General features: G+C 32.2%; 13 protein-coding genes, 1 tRNA gene and 2 pseudogenes. 14 read left to right on the top strand and 2 right to left on the bottom strand.

The features are described from left to right. A pseudogene (locus Q4Q35_RS18040) lies at window positions 1-126 on the top strand (IS982 family transposase); the annotation flags it as partial. Between the two features lie 488 nt (window positions 127-614). Here Q4Q35_RS18040 and Q4Q35_RS18035 read toward each other — a convergent pair. Together Q4Q35_RS18035 and Q4Q35_RS18030 are read right to left on the bottom strand one after the other, a co-directional pair. Further along, window positions 615-1,814 (bottom strand): site-specific integrase, encoded by a 1,200-nt coding sequence (locus Q4Q35_RS18035; protein WP_303279415.1) that lies wholly within the window; start codon window positions 1,812-1,814, stop codon window positions 615-617. 204 nt (window positions 1,815-2,018) lie between these two features. Then, a tRNA-Pro gene (locus tag Q4Q35_RS18030) sits at window positions 2,019-2,093 on the bottom strand. A 125-nt stretch (window positions 2,094-2,218) separates the two neighbouring features. Between Q4Q35_RS18030 and Q4Q35_RS18025 the strand changes: the two genes are divergently transcribed. The 13 genes and pseudogenes from Q4Q35_RS18025 (at window position 2,219) to dapB (ending at window position 16,248) form a co-directional block, all read left to right on the top strand. Continuing rightward, window positions 2,219-4,519 carry a TonB-dependent receptor domain-containing protein gene (locus tag Q4Q35_RS18025; RefSeq protein ID WP_303279414.1) on the top strand — a complete coding sequence of 767 codons (2,301 nt, stop codon included), beginning with the start codon at window positions 2,219-2,221 and terminating at the stop codon, window positions 4,517-4,519. A gap of 27 nt (window positions 4,520-4,546) precedes the next feature. Further along, window positions 4,547-5,671: a PQQ-dependent sugar dehydrogenase gene (locus Q4Q35_RS18020; protein WP_303279413.1), complete on the top strand. Its 1,125-nt coding sequence runs from the start codon at window positions 4,547-4,549 to the stop codon at window positions 5,669-5,671. 9 nt (window positions 5,672-5,680) lie between these two features. Next, on the top strand, window positions 5,681-6,091 hold the full coding sequence (locus Q4Q35_RS18015) for a c-type cytochrome (protein ID WP_303279412.1): 411 nt from the start codon (window positions 5,681-5,683) through the stop codon (window positions 6,089-6,091). Between the two features lie 760 nt (window positions 6,092-6,851). After that, window positions 6,852-7,457, top strand: a complete 606-nt coding sequence (udk, locus tag Q4Q35_RS18010; protein ID WP_303279411.1) for a uridine kinase — start codon at window positions 6,852-6,854, stop codon at window positions 7,455-7,457. Next, complete coding sequence (locus Q4Q35_RS18005; RefSeq protein WP_303279410.1) at window positions 7,458-7,781, top strand: FtsB family cell division protein; 324 nt, start codon at window positions 7,458-7,460, stop codon at window positions 7,779-7,781. Beyond that, a complete protein-coding gene (locus Q4Q35_RS18000) occupies window positions 7,774-9,135 on the top strand; it encodes a methylmalonyl-CoA mutase subunit beta (RefSeq protein ID WP_303279409.1) in 1,362 nt (453 codons plus the stop codon). The genes Q4Q35_RS18005 and Q4Q35_RS18000 overlap by 8 nt, the downstream gene beginning before the upstream one ends. After that, the gene (locus Q4Q35_RS17995; RefSeq protein ID WP_303279408.1) at window positions 9,128-9,775 is read left to right on the top strand and encodes a hypothetical protein; all 648 of its coding nucleotides are present in this window, start codon (window positions 9,128-9,130) and stop codon (window positions 9,773-9,775) included. The genes Q4Q35_RS18000 and Q4Q35_RS17995 overlap by 8 nt, the downstream gene beginning before the upstream one ends. After that, complete coding sequence (gene scpA / locus Q4Q35_RS17990) at window positions 9,775-11,943, top strand: methylmalonyl-CoA mutase (protein ID WP_303279419.1); 2,169 nt, start codon at window positions 9,775-9,777, stop codon at window positions 11,941-11,943. The genes Q4Q35_RS17995 and scpA overlap by 1 nt, the downstream gene beginning before the upstream one ends. 119 nt (window positions 11,944-12,062) lie before the next feature. Continuing rightward, window positions 12,063-12,821 (top strand): annotated as a pseudogene (locus Q4Q35_RS17985) (ParA family protein); the annotation flags it as partial. A gap of 433 nt (window positions 12,822-13,254) precedes the next feature. Continuing rightward, on the top strand, window positions 13,255-14,019 hold the full coding sequence (locus tag Q4Q35_RS17980; RefSeq protein ID WP_303279407.1) for a ParA family protein: 765 nt from the start codon (window positions 13,255-13,257) through the stop codon (window positions 14,017-14,019). A gap of 5 nt (window positions 14,020-14,024) precedes the next feature. Further along, the gene (locus Q4Q35_RS17975) at window positions 14,025-14,942 is read left to right on the top strand and encodes a ParB/RepB/Spo0J family partition protein (protein WP_303279406.1); all 918 of its coding nucleotides are present in this window, start codon (window positions 14,025-14,027) and stop codon (window positions 14,940-14,942) included. Then, the gene (locus tag Q4Q35_RS17970) at window positions 14,932-15,543 is read left to right on the top strand and encodes a DUF5683 domain-containing protein (RefSeq protein ID WP_303279405.1); all 612 of its coding nucleotides are present in this window, start codon (window positions 14,932-14,934) and stop codon (window positions 15,541-15,543) included. Before Q4Q35_RS17975 ends, Q4Q35_RS17970 begins: the two co-directional genes overlap by 11 nt. Continuing rightward, the gene (dapB, locus tag Q4Q35_RS17965; RefSeq protein WP_303279404.1) at window positions 15,544-16,248 is read left to right on the top strand and encodes a 4-hydroxy-tetrahydrodipicolinate reductase; all 705 of its coding nucleotides are present in this window, start codon (window positions 15,544-15,546) and stop codon (window positions 16,246-16,248) included. It abuts the gene before it with no gap. Window positions 16,249-16,293: the final 45 nt, after the last annotated feature.

Here is a 16,293-nt window from a genome sequence, read left to right as displayed (position 1 = left end):
GCTAAATCTTTTGATGGATTCAAAAATAGAATCTTGTCCAAAATCACAGCAATGACAGTAGTCCAGTTTATCAATAAGTTCGTGTTTAATAGGAATATTAATAACTTAAAAGTTAATATCGCCTAAATGCACAACGGGTTTAATATATATAATCTTACATAATTAATAACTCAAATTTAGAAATTAAATTAAAATTTTAACATTTTTAAACTTTTATTTCGACGAAATTATTATTTAAAGAATGAACTATGGAGGCTTTTCCCGAATCAAAGATATCTATTTAATGAATAATGATCTTACAGAAAAACTCTATGTAAATGACATTGCGAATCTAAGGGAGAAGCAAGAGGGTAGCGTGCTAAAGCAGCGCTACATTTTTCATTTACTCCGTAAAGCCTTTGTTTACAAAGGATTAGAAAGGTTGATAAAAAACTGATAAAACAGTCATTTACAGTAAAAACCATAAAAACACTCAAATGTGACATTCAATCGCCACTTAGGCTAGCATTTTAAAAAATGCAACAGCTTAGAAGTAGTCTGTTGTAGCACTGCGTCAGACTTAACGACCCTTATATAAGTTAAATAAATCAACTGGACAGAAATGTTATCTGCTTTCAAAACTTGTCTTCCAGCTTACACATATCCTCACTTACCTTTCTCTCTATTACCTTGGCATAAATCTGAGTGGTCGTGATTTTTGAATGCCCCAAAAGCTTGGATACCGTTTCTATGGGGACTCCATTGCTCAAAGTCACTGTTGTAGCAAAGGTATGTCTGGCTATATGAAAGGTCAAATCCTTGTGTATTGAGCAAATGTCTGCTATCTCCTTTAAATAGGAATTTAATTTTTGATCGGATATGGTCGGGAACAAAGTTGCTTTATTTATGGATTTTGGGTGCTTTTTATACTTTTCAATGATACGTAAGGGCTTTGATAACAATGGTATCTTTATGGGAATACTGGTCTTTTCCCGTTGTGAGTGTATCCATTGTTTTCCATCCATACCCATACATAAATTATTGGTTCTTAAACCCATTACATCTCCATAGGACAGACCTGTATAGCAGCTGAACACGAACAAATCTTTGATCAGCTGTAATCTTGGGATATTAAACGCTTTGTTTTCTATAGCCTGTAATTTCTCTAAGGTTAAAAAGGTTCTTTCTTTTTTTTCGTACTTGGCTTCAAAATTTATGAACGGGTCTTTATCCGTCCATTCCATCTTATGGGCTAGACTGACCATTTTACGTAGCCGTTCTATATGTTTCATCACCGTATTGTTCCCCATAGCGTTTCGGTGCCTTAAAAAGCGTTCAAAATCTATAATGAACTTATAATTTAGGTCTGACAGGTAGATATCCGTTGTTTTGTGTTTTTGACTTAGAAAGAGATAAATATATTTATGGGTCGTGAAATAGTTCTTTTGTGTTCCCCAGCGCAATGTGGACTTCATATGTTCATTATGATATGCTATAATATCCGATAGGGTGTAACTGCTTTCATCGATGCCCAAAAAATGCGATTTAATCATGCTGGAAGTCACCAACTTGTTTTCTCTTTTTAATTTTCGGTAGGATTCGAAAAGTTGGGCATTCACCTCTTTGATATAATTGTTGACCTGTTTGACCTGTTCACTTAAGCCCTTTAATTTGTTTTTGTTGGCATCCCAATCACTAATAGGGAGTTTTCTTTTTAAGGATAGCTCTGATCGTTTTCCATCTACCGTAATTCGCGCATAAAGCGGTGCTTTTCCGTTTTTGGCATTGGCTTGTTTTAGCCAGAACAGAATACTGAACGTACTTGAAGTCTTCATAATCTTTTGTTTTAAAATTGAACATTAAAAACAAAAGTCAAATCAAATGATGCGGTTACCTTTTTTATACATTTTATAGCTTGGTAACCGAATTGGTCACATTTTTAACCAAATCTATTCAAATTAAATGATAGCTATAAAACCACAAAAACTTGATAATCATTAGATTAACAAGCTTTTAATACTATTTGATACATTAAAAAGTCGGGGCGGCAGGATTCGAACCTGCGACCTCCGCGTCCCAAACGCGGCGCGATAACCGGGCTACGCTACGCCCCGAATTGGTTATCCTGTTTTAAAGGAATGCAAATATACTTTATTTATTCATTTTGCAATTAATTTTTCCTGAAATTTTATCACATTAAAATCATACTTTAGATGTTTTAAAACTCTAATCTATAATTTTGTATTTAAAATCAAAAAAAATACTTGCTTTCATTTTATTTTGTGCAACTTTCTTAGGGAATGGACAATCAAAAATAACAGGAAAAATAATTGATTCCGATACTGGTGCCCCATTAAAATTTACTCAAATAAAAAATATTGACACTAACACATCTATATCATCAAATCCTGATGGCAGTTTTGAGATTTTAAAAGAAGGTCATTATACTTTTCTAAAAGAAGGATATATTATTAAAACAATTAAACTTACAGAAAACCAATATTACATTATTCAACTAAACATAAACCCTTCCGAATTAAATGAAGTTATTATTAATGCGAATCATATTCCGAAAAAACTAAAGAAAGCAACAGCATCCATTGCTATTATTACTTCTAAAGACATAGCATTATCAAATAACACAGACTTTGCCCCTATTTTGAATAGAACACCTGGAGTTTTTATGCAAAATGGCGCACTTAATACAAATCGTATTACAATTAGAGGTATTGGTTCAAGAAACCTTTTTGGAACTGCAAAAATTAGAGCTTATTTTAAAGATATACCTTTAACAAATGGAAGTGGAGAAACAACCATTGAAGATTTTGAATTAGCTTCCATATCCCGTTTTGAAATTATTAAAGGAGCTGGCTCAAGCATTTATGGTGCTGGTTTAGGAGGAACTATTCACTTAACACCACAAAATGCTTATTTGAATAATTCTAATATAAATGGTGAATTATCTATTGGTTCTTTCGGGTTAAGAAAAGGCATTGTAAACATAAACCATGGCACCACTAAAAATAGTTTCAGAGCTGTTTATAGTAATACGCATAGCGATGGTTATCGAGAAAATAATGCCTATAATAGACAAACCTTCACTATGAATAGTAGCCATTATATTAGTAAAAAAAATGAGATAACATTTCTGGCAAGTTATGTTGATTTAAAAGCCTTCATACCTAGCTCTATTAATGAAACCGATTATTTAAACAATCCAGAAAAAGCAGCTTTTACTTGGCAACAATCAAAAGGGTTTGAAGATTCAAAACGCGGTGTATTTGGGTTATCTTGGAATCATAATTACCATTCAAAATTAAAACAAGTCACAAGTATTTTTACTTCTTTTAGAGACGCGTATGAACCACGCCCTTTTAATATTTTAGAAGAAAACACCTTTGCTTTTGGTATTAGAACCAGACTATTAGGCAACTATAAATTATTCAACAAAAATTTAAATTGGACACTTGGTGGCGAGCTTTTTAAAGATCTTTATACGTACGGAACTTTTGAAAACTTATATGAAGATTTCCCTACCGGCAATGGTAGTGTTAAAGGCAATAGATTATCTAACTTTAAAGAAAAAAGAAATTATTACAATGTTTTTATTGAAACCAACTATGAGTTTTCGGAAAACACAACACTTTCTTTGGGCTTCAACCTAAATAAAACAGCCTACAAATTAGATGATAGATTTACTGTTTCAGTTGAAAATCCAGATCAATCTGGAAGTTTTAAATTTAAAAATATCGTATCCCCAAAATTAGGGATATCCCATTTGTTTTCAAAAAACATTAGTTTGTTTTCTAGTATTAGTCATGGTTTCTCTCCTATCTCATTAAATGAAACATTATTACCCGATGGGCAAATAAATACGGATTTAAAACCAGAAACAGGCTGGAATTTTGAGATTGGAACCCGAGCATCACTTTTAAATAACAAACTCCAATTAAATTTGGCTGTTTATAGATTAAACATAAAGAATCTATTGGTATCCAGAAGAACGGCTCAAGATGAGTTTATTGGAATTAATGCTGGAAAAACACAACATGACGGATTAGAGATCTCTTTAAACTACGATTGGTTGAAAAAAGAAGAATTATCGATAAGTACATTTGCCAATTACACCTTAAATAATTTTACTTTTAAAGAGTTTATTGATAATACAAATGATTTTTCTGGAAACGAATTAACGGGAGTACCATCTGATGTATTTAATACTGGTATTCTCATTGATTCAGCTTTTGGTTTTTACGGAAACATTAACTTTCAATACGTAGGGAGTATGCCAATTACAGATGCTAATAGCTTGTATTCTGATAGTTACAACTTAACTAATTTAAAAATAGGATTTAAAGTTTATCTTAATAAAAAGCTAAAATTAAACGCCTTTTTGGGTTTAAACAATATCTTTGATGAGCATTATGCCTCACAAATCTTAATAAATACGTCTGGTTTTGGTGGTAGTGCACCTAGATACTATTATCCCGGAAATCCTGTGAATTATTATACTGGGATTAACATTAATTATGTTTTTTAATGTAAATTTAAAATCAAAAAGACTGTCATGAAACAGATTCACTCATTACTAATTATTATATTAATTGCATTTTCGGCTTGTGCGCAACAAACAGAATCAGAAGTAAAAGCAGAAGAACCAATTGCTCTTAATTATACAACAGAACTTGTAGTTTCAGGTTTGAACATTCCTTGGGGTATGACATTTTTACCCGATGGAAGTATGTTAATTACAGAAAAATCTGGAGAACTCATTCATTTTAAAAATGAAGTAAAAACAACTATTGAAGGCGTACCAGAAGTTTATGTTCGCGGTCAAGGTGGTTTTTTAGATATTGAATTACATCCCAATTATGAAAATAATGGTTGGATTTATATGACCTATGCTTCTTCTGAAGGTGAAGACGATGGTGGTAATACAGCCTTAATTAGAGCTAAATTGAATGGCAACTCACTAGTAGAATTAGAAAAACTTTATAAAGCCGGTCCTAATACTAAAAAAGGACAACATTGGGGATCTCGAATAGAATTTGATGATGAAGGCTACTTATACTTTTCTATAGGAGACAGAGGTAATCGAGATGTTAACCCACAAGACATTACCAGAGATTGTGGTAAAATTTATAGACTGAATGATGATGGAAGTATTCCTGCCGATAACCCTTTTGTAAATACTCAAAATGCAAAAACAGCTATTTTTAGTTACGGACACAGAAATCCACAGGGTATGGCAAAAAACCCTTTTACCGGAGCAATTTGGGTAAATGAGCATGGTCCGCAAGGAGGTGACGAAATTAATATTGTAGAAAAAGGTAAAAACTTTGGATGGCCCGTTATTTCTTATGGCATTAACTACAGTGGAACCTCATTTACAGATATTACCGAAAAAGAAGGTATGGAACAACCGCTTTTTTACTGGGTGCCTTCTATTGCTCCTAGTGGAATGGCTATTGTCTCTTCAGAAAAATATCCAGACTGGAACACTAATGTACTTGTTGGCTCATTAAAATTCAAATACCTTGAACGCCTAATTTTAGAAAATAACAAAGTTGTTAAACGCGAAAAATTATTTGAAGATATAGGTCGTGTTAGAAATGTAGTTCAAGCTCCAGACGGTTATATTTATATAGCTGTTGAAGGAAAGGGTATTTATAAAATTATTGTAGAAGAATAAAAAAAACGAATGAAATTAATTGCCATCTCCCTATTTGCATTATTATTTATATTTAACTCAAATACAAATTTACACTCCCCTCAAGACCCATTAAAAGAAAGTATAGAAAGAGGAAACGAAATTTATACAGACTTTTGTATGTCTTGCCACTTACCTAATGGTGAGGGTGTAGAAAATGTATACCCACCGTTAGCAAAATCTGATTACCTTATAAAAAAACGAGAAGAAAGTATTAGAGGTATTAAATATGGGCTAGAAGGAGAAATTGTTGTAAACGGAATAACTTATAACAGCAATATGGCTGCTTTAGGATTAAGTGACGACGAAGTAGCTGATGTTATGAATTACATCACCAATAGTTGGGGAAATAAAAACAATAAAATAGTCACCGAAGAAGAAGTCAAAAACATTAAAAAATAAGCTTAATTTAAATAAACCATGGATTGGAAGTCAAGTCCATAGGTTCATTTTAGCAGACTGAAAGTCTTTTTCGTGAAATACCAAAACAACAGAAAAAGAATAAATATTGTAAAACTGAATTAATGTAAATTCGTGAAACCTGCCAGCCGGCAGGCTGGTGCGTGTCAAATTTTTTTAGAAATTGAAAACGAAATACACTAAAGTATATAGTTTTAACTAAAGTTGAGACCAATAAAAAAACAAACTTAATTTCTGTAACAGAATGATACTTCTTTTTTAATACTTAAAACAAAATGGCACACTAATTGTTTAAGCACTTTTCAATTAGCAAATATTTTAATATGTTTATCATCTATATGATAACCAACTAAAAATGCTACCATATCAAAATTATATGTTTCTAAATCTTCTGATATAAACACTCCAGATGGAGCTTTAAAAGTTGACAGCAACAGTCTTATTTATTTTGAAAACAATGGTACAGAATACATAATAAATCGTTTTCAAATAGGAGAAACTAAAGACATTAAGACCTATAAAAAGAACGGAAAGGTAAAAGTAAAAACAGCTAAAAAGGGTAAAGATATTATTCTGGTTGATGGACAAGTAAGGAGGATTTCATGGTAAACTTTTTAAAATTTTCAATTTTATTAGTTTTATTGCTGTTTAATTTAATTATTCTCATTAAAACTCTTTTATCACTAAGAAATAACATAAATAATAAGTAAATTTGTAGATCGTAAAATTCTAAAATCAACACATGCTTATTATAGGAATTGCAGGCGGTACCGGTTGTGGTAAAACGACGGTTGTAAATCAGATATTAAACGAGTTACCCGAAGGCGAAGTTGGTGTAATTTCGCAAGATTCCTATTATAAAGATACGACGCATTTATCTTACGAAGAGCGCGTAAAAACAAATTTTGATCACCCACGTTCTATCGATTTTGATCTTTTAACAAATCATTTAAAAGATCTCAAAAAAAATACTCCCGTACACCAACCGGTATATTCTTTCGTTAAACATAATAGAACCGGAGATACTATTTTAACACACCCAAGAAAGGTCATGATTGTTGAAGGTATTTTAATTTTAACAAATCCAAAATTACGGGATATGTTTGATATTAAAATATTTGTACATGCAGATACAGACGAGCGTTTAATAAGACGTTTAAAACGTGATATCTCAGAACGCGGTAGAGATTTAGATGAAGTTTTAGAACGGTACCAAACAACATTAAAACCAATGCACGATCAATTTATCGAACCTATGAAAGAATACGCAGATATTATAATACCTAACAATAAATATAATACTGTGGCTATCGATATTGTTAAAACCATAATAAATGAAAAACTGTAAATGGGATTATTAAAACATAAATTTTTCAAGCCTTTTAAAAATTGGCTTACCCTAATTTTAGCCACTTTTATAGTTTGGATGCTATTTTTTGATGCTAATTCATGGCTCATACACCACGAATTAAATACAGACGTGGAAGCTTTGGAAAATGAAAAAGAATATTATAAAAAAGAAATAGAAAAAGATAATAAAGCCATAAAAAAACTAAGCACCTCAGATGGTTTAGAAAAATTTGCGCGCGAAGCATATTATATGAAACGCGATAACGAAGAAATATATATTATTGAATACGAAGATAGTTTAAAAACTAAAAAAAATGAGTAATAAGTTGTTTAATGAATTTGATACAGTCTCAGCTAAACAATGGAAACAAAAAATACAGTTCGATTTAAAAGGTGCTGATTATAATGACACACTCGTTTGGAAAACTAATGAAGATATTTCTGTAAAACCATTTTATCATGCCGATGATTTTAAAGAACTACCAGAAGTTTCAAATACAAAAACAACATGGAACATTTGCCAATCTATTTTTGTAGCAGATGTTAAGAAATCCAATGAGAAGGCCATTGATGTTATAGAAAGAGGAGCCGAAAGTATCAAATTTATTATTCCTTCGGAAACTATTGCAATTAACGATTTATTAGAAAATATCAATCCGGTATCTACACCGCTCTATTTTGAATTACTATTTCTTTCTGAAGCATTCGTAAAACAGTTAACAACTATCCTATCTCATAAAGGCATCTATATTCATACAGATATTATTGGAAACTTAGTAAAAAATGGGAACTGGTATAACAGTTTAAAAGACGATTTCTCTAAGTTTAAAACGATAATAACTCATACAAAATCCCTTCCAATTAATGTTTCGTTATACCAAAATGCAGGAGCAAATATGGTCCAACAATTGGCATACGCTTTAGCACATGCCAATGAGTATTTAAGTTTTTTTGAAACTAATAAAAATATCTTACCTAATTTAAAAATAACCTTTCATCTTTCAGTTGGTACAAACTATTTTTTTGAAATTGCAAAATTACGCGCATTGCGAATGTTATGGGATACACTAGCAACCGAATATCAAGCAAATCCAGATTGCCACATTATGGCAACTCCAACAAAACGCAATAAAACATTATACGATTATAACACCAATTTACTACGCACAACTACCGAATGCATGAGTGCAATTCTTGGTGGCGCAGATAGTATCTGTAATTTACCTTACGACTCCATATACCATAAAGACAATGAATTTGGCGAACGCATTGCAAGAAACCAACTATTAGTTTTAAAACACGAGAGTTATTTTGATGTTGTTAATAATCCATCAGACGGTACGTATTACATAGAATCCATTACCAATCAACTAGCCGAAAAAGCATTAGATTTATTCAAAAATATTGAAAAAAACGGCGGCTTTTTAAAGCAGTTAAAAACGGGTACCATCCAGCGGAAAATTAAGGAAAATGCAGCCAAAGAAGATGTCCAATTTAAAGCTGGAGAAGCTGTATTATTAGGCACGAATAAGCATCCAAACCCAGAAGATAAAATGAAGCATGAGTTAGAGCTTTACCCTTTTGTAAAAACAAATCAAAGAAAAACATTAATAGAGCCAATAATAGAAAAACGGTTGGCAGAAAAAAAAGAACAAGAACGATTAAAAAATGAATAATAAAATGAACCTGAATTTTAACATTATTACACTTTTATTAGTACTTACTTTACTAAACTGTAAAAACGACAACTCATTTTCGGATTATAAATATACCGATAAACCTATCGTATTGACATGTAATGATTTCAATTCAAAACTGTATCATGAAGCATTATATGCGTTTGAAAACGATATTCTGAAATTTTATAGCAAAACAGGTAAAAATGTATCTCTAACTCAAGCTTACGGCAACTTTGTAAGGAATGCATCTTATAAAAGAGTAAAATATGAAGATGTTATCTCTGCCCATACTCTCGAAGTATTTAAAGCTTTAAAAAATGAAAATACACTATGGGATGCTAATAATGCTAAAAGCCATTTAAACTATAACAGTTCTATTGTAAACTGCATAGCAAACAATATCCAGGACACAGCCTTAAAAACAACCTTTAATGCACTTGTAACAACTAACAGTATGAGCCCCAAATTGTTTGGAGCGCCATTAAATAGTAAATACAGAACTGTTATTAAAGACAAATATTTAGCAACCTATATAGCATTAGATTTATTTTATTCAAAGCTTTTTGATATCGATTTTTCTAAAGTCGATTTGGACAAACCTGAACCTAAAGTAGATTTTAATAAGAAACCTGAATAATCTTGAGAAAAGATCTTCAACATATCGCAATAAAAAGTAAACAAAAAAAATCAAAAACCGAAAAGCCAGACCTTTTTTTGACTGCTGAAGGTATTGAGGTAAAATCAACCTACACCAAAGATGATATTAAAGATCTGGAACATCTCGGATTTGTTGCTGGAATAGCGCCAAACTTACGAGGCCCTTATAGCACCATGTATGTTAGAAGACCTTGGACCATTAGGCAATATGCTGGTTTTAGTACTGCCGAAGAAAGTAATGCCTTTTACAAACGTAATTTAGCTGCTGGACAAAAAGGGCTTTCTGTGGCATTTGATTTAGCAACACATAGAGGCTACGATAGTGACCATGAACGCGTGGTTGGAGACGTTGGAAAAGCTGGTGTAGCCATAGATTCGGTTGAAGATATGAAAATACTCTTCGATCAAATCCCGTTAGATAAAATGTCGGTTTCCATGACCATGAACGGTGCAGTATTACCCATTATGGCATTTTATATTGTAGCTGCCCAAGAACAAGGTGTTGCACCAGAATTACTAGCCGGCACTATTCAAAATGATATTTTAAAAGAATTTATGGTGCGTAACACATATATATACCCACCTACGCCTTCCATGAAAATCATTTCAGATATTTTTGAATACACCAGTAAAAAAATGCCCAAGTTTAATAGCATTAGCATCTCTGGGTATCATATGCAAGAAGCTGGGGCTACCTGTGATATTGAATTAGCTTATACCCTCGCAGATGGTCTGGAATATATTAGAAAAGGACTTGCTGCTGGTATGGATATAGACACATTTGCACCTCGGCTGTCCTTCTTTTGGGCTATTGGTATGAATCATTTCATGGAAATTGCTAAAATGCGTGCAGCACGTATACTTTGGGCAAAACTGGTTAAACAATTTAATCCTAAAAACGAAAAATCATTAGCATTACGCACACATTGTCAAACCAGTGGCTGGAGTTTAACAGAACAAGATCCTTTTAACAATGTAGCAAGAACAACTATAGAAGCAGCGGCGGCAGCTTTTGGAGGCACGCAAAGCCTACATACCAATGCGTTAGATGAAGCCATCGCTTTACCAACCGATTTTTCGGCACGAATAGCTAGAAATACACAGATATATTTACAAGAAGAAACAAAAATTACAAAAACCGTAGATCCTTGGGCTGGAAGTTATTACGTAGAAAACCTAACACATAATATAGCCCAAAAAGCATGGTCTTTAATTGAAGAAGTTGAAGCCTTAGGAGGTATGACGAAAGCTATAGAAGCCGGTATTCCAAAAATTCGAATAGAAGAAGCTGCTGCAAAAAAACAAGCACGTATAGATTCCGGTCAGGATATTATAGTTGGAGTTAATAAATACAGGCTTGAAAAAGAAGATATAATTTCAACACTCGAAGTCGATAATCAAACCGTTAGAAACCAACAAATAGAACGATTAAATCAAATTAAAGCTGAGAGGAATTTAGAAAAAGTAACTACAGCTCTTTCAAAGTTAACAAAAGCTGCAAAATTTTCCTTAAATTCGACTGATGCGAATTCAAAAGATCCACACCTACGTGAGGATTATAATTTATTAGCTTTGGCTGTAGAAGCTGCTCGCGAACGCGCTACTCTTGGAGAAATTAGTGATGCCTTAGAGTCTGTGTTTGGACGCTATAAAGCACAAATAAAATCATTTTCTGGTGTGTATAGTAAAGAAATAAAAAACGACGAATCCTTTAAAAAAGCACAACAATTAGCCGATATTTTTGCAGAACAAGATGGTAGAAGACCTCGTATTATGATTGCAAAAATGGGACAAGACGGTCATGATCGCGGTGCTAAAGTAGTAGCCACAGGATATGCAGACGTTGGTTTCGATGTAGATATTGGCCCTTTATTTCAAACACCGCAAGAAGCCGCAAAACAAGCTGTAGAAAACGATGTACATATCTTAGGTGTTTCTTCATTAGCAGCAGGACATAAAACCTTAGTCCCTCAGGTCATTAAAGCCTTAAAAGAATATGGTCGTAATGATATTATGGTCATAGTAGGCGGTGTAATACCAAAACAAGACTATCAATACTTATTCGATGCAGGTGCCATAGCTGTATTTGGACCCGGAACCAAAATTAGCGATGCAGCCATCAAAATCTTAGAAATTTTGATTGATTGAAAGTTGTTGGTAAAGAGGTTTTTGTAAGTTAATACCATTTTTTTATATGAATTATCAGTAAATTCTGTTTTAATTCCTAATAAATAATTGTATTTTTACTTTCCCCTATCTAATAACTAATGAGCAAAATCATTGCAATAGCTAACCAAAAAGGTGGCGTTGGCAAAACCACTACTGCTATAAACTTGGCAGATACTTTAGGTATCCTTGAAAAAAAAGTGCTTTTAATAGACTTAGACCCACAAGCAAATGCTACTTCTGGTGTAGGTCTTGTTCCTTTAGATATTAAATACAGCAGCTTAAGTTTTTTCACCAATACGTTTAAACCTAAATATAATATAGTTAAACCGGATTCGGCACATTTTGATTTTATACCTTCTAACATACGCCTAGCATCTATAGAAGTAAATAAATCCAAATCTATTGATCTATTTAAGCTAAAAAGAGCACTTGCTAATATTATAGAAAACTATGAATACATTCTTATTGACTGCTCGCCTTCATTCGGATTATTAACTCTTAACGCATTAACAGCGTCCCATTCGGTAATTATACCAGTACAGTGTGAATTTTATGCTTTAGAAGGTTTAAACAAACTACTAAGAACTATAAAAAGTATAAAAAAAACATCGAATCCGAATATTGATATTGAAGGCTTATTAATTACCATGTACGATTCAAGAACAAACATATCCAATCAATTACGGGAAGAATTAATTAAACATTTTGAATCTATGGTTTTTAATACGGTGATACAACGAAATATTACACTAAGTGAAGCACCAAGTTATGGATTAAGTATTATCAAATACAACCCTAATTGTATTGGATCCGAAAATTATTTAAATTTAGGGTTAGAATTAATCAAAAAAAACACAAATGAATTAACAGACCAGAAGCTTGAAAAAGATCTGACTAAGATATTAACACACGACACGGAAGATGTTGACTATATTATTAATTTAAATAAGTTAAAAAAGAACAATATAGATGAAGATTATAGCCATTTAATTGGTTTAAGAAAAGATGAAATAAATAATGTATTAGGGTTTTCTTATAATGATATCCATTCAAACGTATGGATGTACAGAACAACTACGTCATTTAGTCTTATTAAAAAAAATTATTTGTATTTATATTTTGAAAATGGAAAAATTATAAATTATAAACTCTCGACATTTAGAATTAATTAAGCTTAATAGTCACTATTAAACATAATTTAATGTCGTTTTTTTATCAAAAATCATTACCTTTCGCTCATATTTTCTTATAACAAAATTTATAAAAATATAACCAAAACCAAATCATTTCATGGGTAAAATTATAGCAATTGCTAATCAAAAAGGAGGTGTTGGCAAAACGACAACATCTATAAATCTAGCGGCATCGCTTGGCGTGCTGGAAAAAAAGGTATTACTTATTGATGCTGACCCTCAAGCAAATGCAACATCTGGAATCGGAATAGATGTAGAATCTGTAGAAATAGGAACCTACCAACTACTAGAACACTCTACTTCTATTAGAGATGCCATAATGAAAACCGAAACACCTAACCTAGACATTATTCCTGCACATATAGACTTAGTTGCTATTGAAATAGAACTTGTTGATAAAAAAGCACGTGAATACATGTTAAAAGAGACACTGACAGAAATTAAAAATGATTACGATTATATTTTAATTGATTGTGCTCCGTCTTTAGGTCTGCTTACATTAAATGCATTAACAGCAGCAGACGCTGTAGTAATTCCTATACAGTGTGAATATTTTGCATTGGAAGGTTTAGGGAAATTATTAAACACTATAAAAAGTGTTCAGAAAATACATAACCCCAAATTAGATATTGAAGGCCTACTGCTTACTATGTACGATGCTCGATTAAGATTGTCTAATCAAGTCGTTGAAGAAGTTCAAAAACATTTTAACAACATGGTGTTTCAAACCATTATTCAGCGTAATGTACGACTAAGTGAGGCTCCTAGTTATGGAGAAAGTATAATTAACTATGATGCCGGTAGTAAAGGTGCCGACAATTACTTAAGTTTGGCTAAAGAAATCATCAATAAAAACACTTAAATTATATGGCTAAGGCAACCAAAAAACAGGCTTTAGGAAGAGGTTTATCTGCTTTATTACAAGACCCAGATAACGATATTAAGTCGGTAAAAGATAAAAATGCCGATAAAGTTATTGGGAATATCGTTGAGTTAGATATTGAATGTATTGAGGTTAATCCTTTTCAACCACGTACTAATTTTAGTGAAGAATCATTACGCGAATTAGCGTCATCTATAAAAGAATTAGGTATTATTCAACCTATTACTGTTAGGAAGTTAGATTTTAACAGCTATCAATTAGTTTCAGGAGAACGTCGTTTTAGAGCTTCAAAATTAATTGGGTTAAAAACTATTCCTGCATATATTAGAATCGCTAACGATCAGGAATCGTTAGAAATGGCATTAGTTGAAAACATTCAACGTCAAGACTTAGATCCTATAGAAATTGCTTTGTCATACCAACGTTTAATTGACGAAATCAATTTAACACAAGAACAAATGAGCGAACGTGTTGGAAAAAAACGCTCTACAATCGCAAATTACCTGCGCCTATTAAAACTTGATCCAATCATCCAAACCGGAATGCGAGATGGTTTTATTTCTATGGGACACGGACGTGCTATTATTAACATTGAAGACACAACCATTCAACTGGATATTTACGAAAAAATATTATCTGATAAATTATCTGTTAGAGAAACCGAAAATATGGTTCGTAACTTCAATGAAACCCAAGAAGTAAAAACCACATCTAAAAAAGAAAAAGAGAGCAACGAAGACGCTCCAAAATACATAAAAAAAGGTATTAATACATTTTCTGAATACTTTGGACATAAAATTGACGTTAAAGTCTCTAAAAACGGAAAAGGAAAAATTACTATTCCATTTCATTCAGAAGAAGACTTTAATCGTATTAAAAAATTAGTTGAGAGTGCTAAATAAATTTCTAATAGTAAGTATCTTTGCCTTTTTATTTTGTTTTTCAGCAACAGCACAAGAAAAAGATAAGAAAACAAAAAAACTTCCAAAAGAAGTCATTATAGATTCTATTATAGAAATTAAAAAACCTATCAACCCTTTATCCCCAGCTAAAGCAGCTTTCTATTCTGCTGTACTTCCAGGACTTGGACAAGCCTACAATAAAAAGTATTGGAAAATCCCATTAGTTTATGGAGCTATTGGTACAGGAGTTTATTTTTATATAACGAACAATAAAGAATACAACAGGTATAGAGATGCTTACAAGAGGAGATTAGCAGGTTTTACAGATGATGAGTTCTATTTTTCTAATGGCGAACAATTAACAACACCAAGAGTTACTACAGAAAATTTAGAACGAGCTCAAGAATTCTATAGAAAAAACAAAGAAATTTCATTATTAGTAACACTCGGGATTTATGCCTTAAATATAATTGATGCTAATGTAGATGCCCATTTAATGCAATATAATGTAGATGAAAATTTATCGCTGGCACCTCATTATAGATTTAACGAATTTGATGCATCGAGCAATCTCGGATTAACTTTAAACTTTAAATTTTAAATGAATATAGCTTTACTAGGGTACGGAAAAATGGGAAAAACCATTGAGCAAATTGCTATTAAACGAGGCCATAACATTGTATTGACTGTTGACAAAGATGATAAAGATTACGACATTACAAAAGCTGATGTCGCTATAGATTTTAGTATTCCAACAGAAGCATTTAATAATATATCTAACTGTATAAACAATCAAGTACCTGTTATTTCAGGAACAACGGGTTGGTTAGACAATTACGATAAAGCAGTCGCTTTGTGCCAAGAGAAAAAAGGCGCATTTATTTATACGTCCAATTATAGTTTAGGTGTTAACATATTTTTCGAGCTTAATAAAACGCTTGCAAAAATGATGAGTACACTTAAACAGTACAATGTTAGTATGGAAGAAATTCATCATACGCAAAAACTGGATGCTCCTAGTGGAACAGCCATTTCTTTAGCAAACGATATTATTTCGCAACATAGCGGTTATGACAACTGGAAATTAAACGAAAATGGCGAAAAAATAGTTCCAATAATTGCAAAACGCATTGAAAATGTCCCAGGAACACATACTGTTAACTACGAAAGTGAGGTAGATTCAATTTCTATAGAACATATAGCACATACAAGGCAAGGTTTTGCATTAGGCGCTGTAATTGCAGCCGAATGGATTGCAGGAAAAACTGGAGTATTCACAATGAAAGATGTGTTAAATATTGGTTAAAACTTAATGAGTTTGTAACAGCATTTATGAGTTTAGCTACTAATA

It is taken from the genome of Flavivirga aquimarina (genome assembly GCF_030540835.1).
In the GTDB taxonomy this organism is placed as follows: domain Bacteria; phylum Bacteroidota; class Bacteroidia; order Flavobacteriales; family Flavobacteriaceae; genus Flavivirga; species Flavivirga aquimarina.
Note: the sequence above shows the minus strand (reverse complement) of the source record. Positions and strands in the feature narration are given on the sequence as shown.

Bases quoted from the DNA above. Each gene is read 5' to 3' on its own strand.
- Q4Q35_RS18035 (WP_303279415.1), bottom strand. From the start codon at position 1,814: ATGAAGACTTCAAGTACGTTCAGTATTCTGTTCTGGCTAAAACAAGCC.
- Q4Q35_RS18020 (WP_303279413.1), top strand. From the start codon at position 4,547: ATGAAACAGATTCACTCATTACTAATTATTATATTAATTGCATTTTCG.
- Q4Q35_RS18015 (WP_303279412.1), top strand. From the start codon at position 5,681: ATGAAATTAATTGCCATCTCCCTATTTGCATTATTATTTATATTTAAC.
- udk (WP_303279411.1), top strand. From the start codon at position 6,852: ATGCTTATTATAGGAATTGCAGGCGGTACCGGTTGTGGTAAAACGACG.
- Q4Q35_RS18005 (WP_303279410.1), top strand. From the start codon at position 7,458: ATGGGATTATTAAAACATAAATTTTTCAAGCCTTTTAAAAATTGGCTT.
- Q4Q35_RS18000 (WP_303279409.1), top strand. From the start codon at position 7,774: ATGAGTAATAAGTTGTTTAATGAATTTGATACAGTCTCAGCTAAACAA.
- Q4Q35_RS17995 (WP_303279408.1), top strand. From the start codon at position 9,128: ATGAATAATAAAATGAACCTGAATTTTAACATTATTACACTTTTATTA.
- Q4Q35_RS17980 (WP_303279407.1), top strand. From the start codon at position 13,255: ATGGGTAAAATTATAGCAATTGCTAATCAAAAAGGAGGTGTTGGCAAA.
- Q4Q35_RS17975 (WP_303279406.1), top strand. From the start codon at position 14,025: ATGGCTAAGGCAACCAAAAAACAGGCTTTAGGAAGAGGTTTATCTGCT.
- dapB (WP_303279404.1), top strand. From the start codon at position 15,544: ATGAATATAGCTTTACTAGGGTACGGAAAAATGGGAAAAACCATTGAG.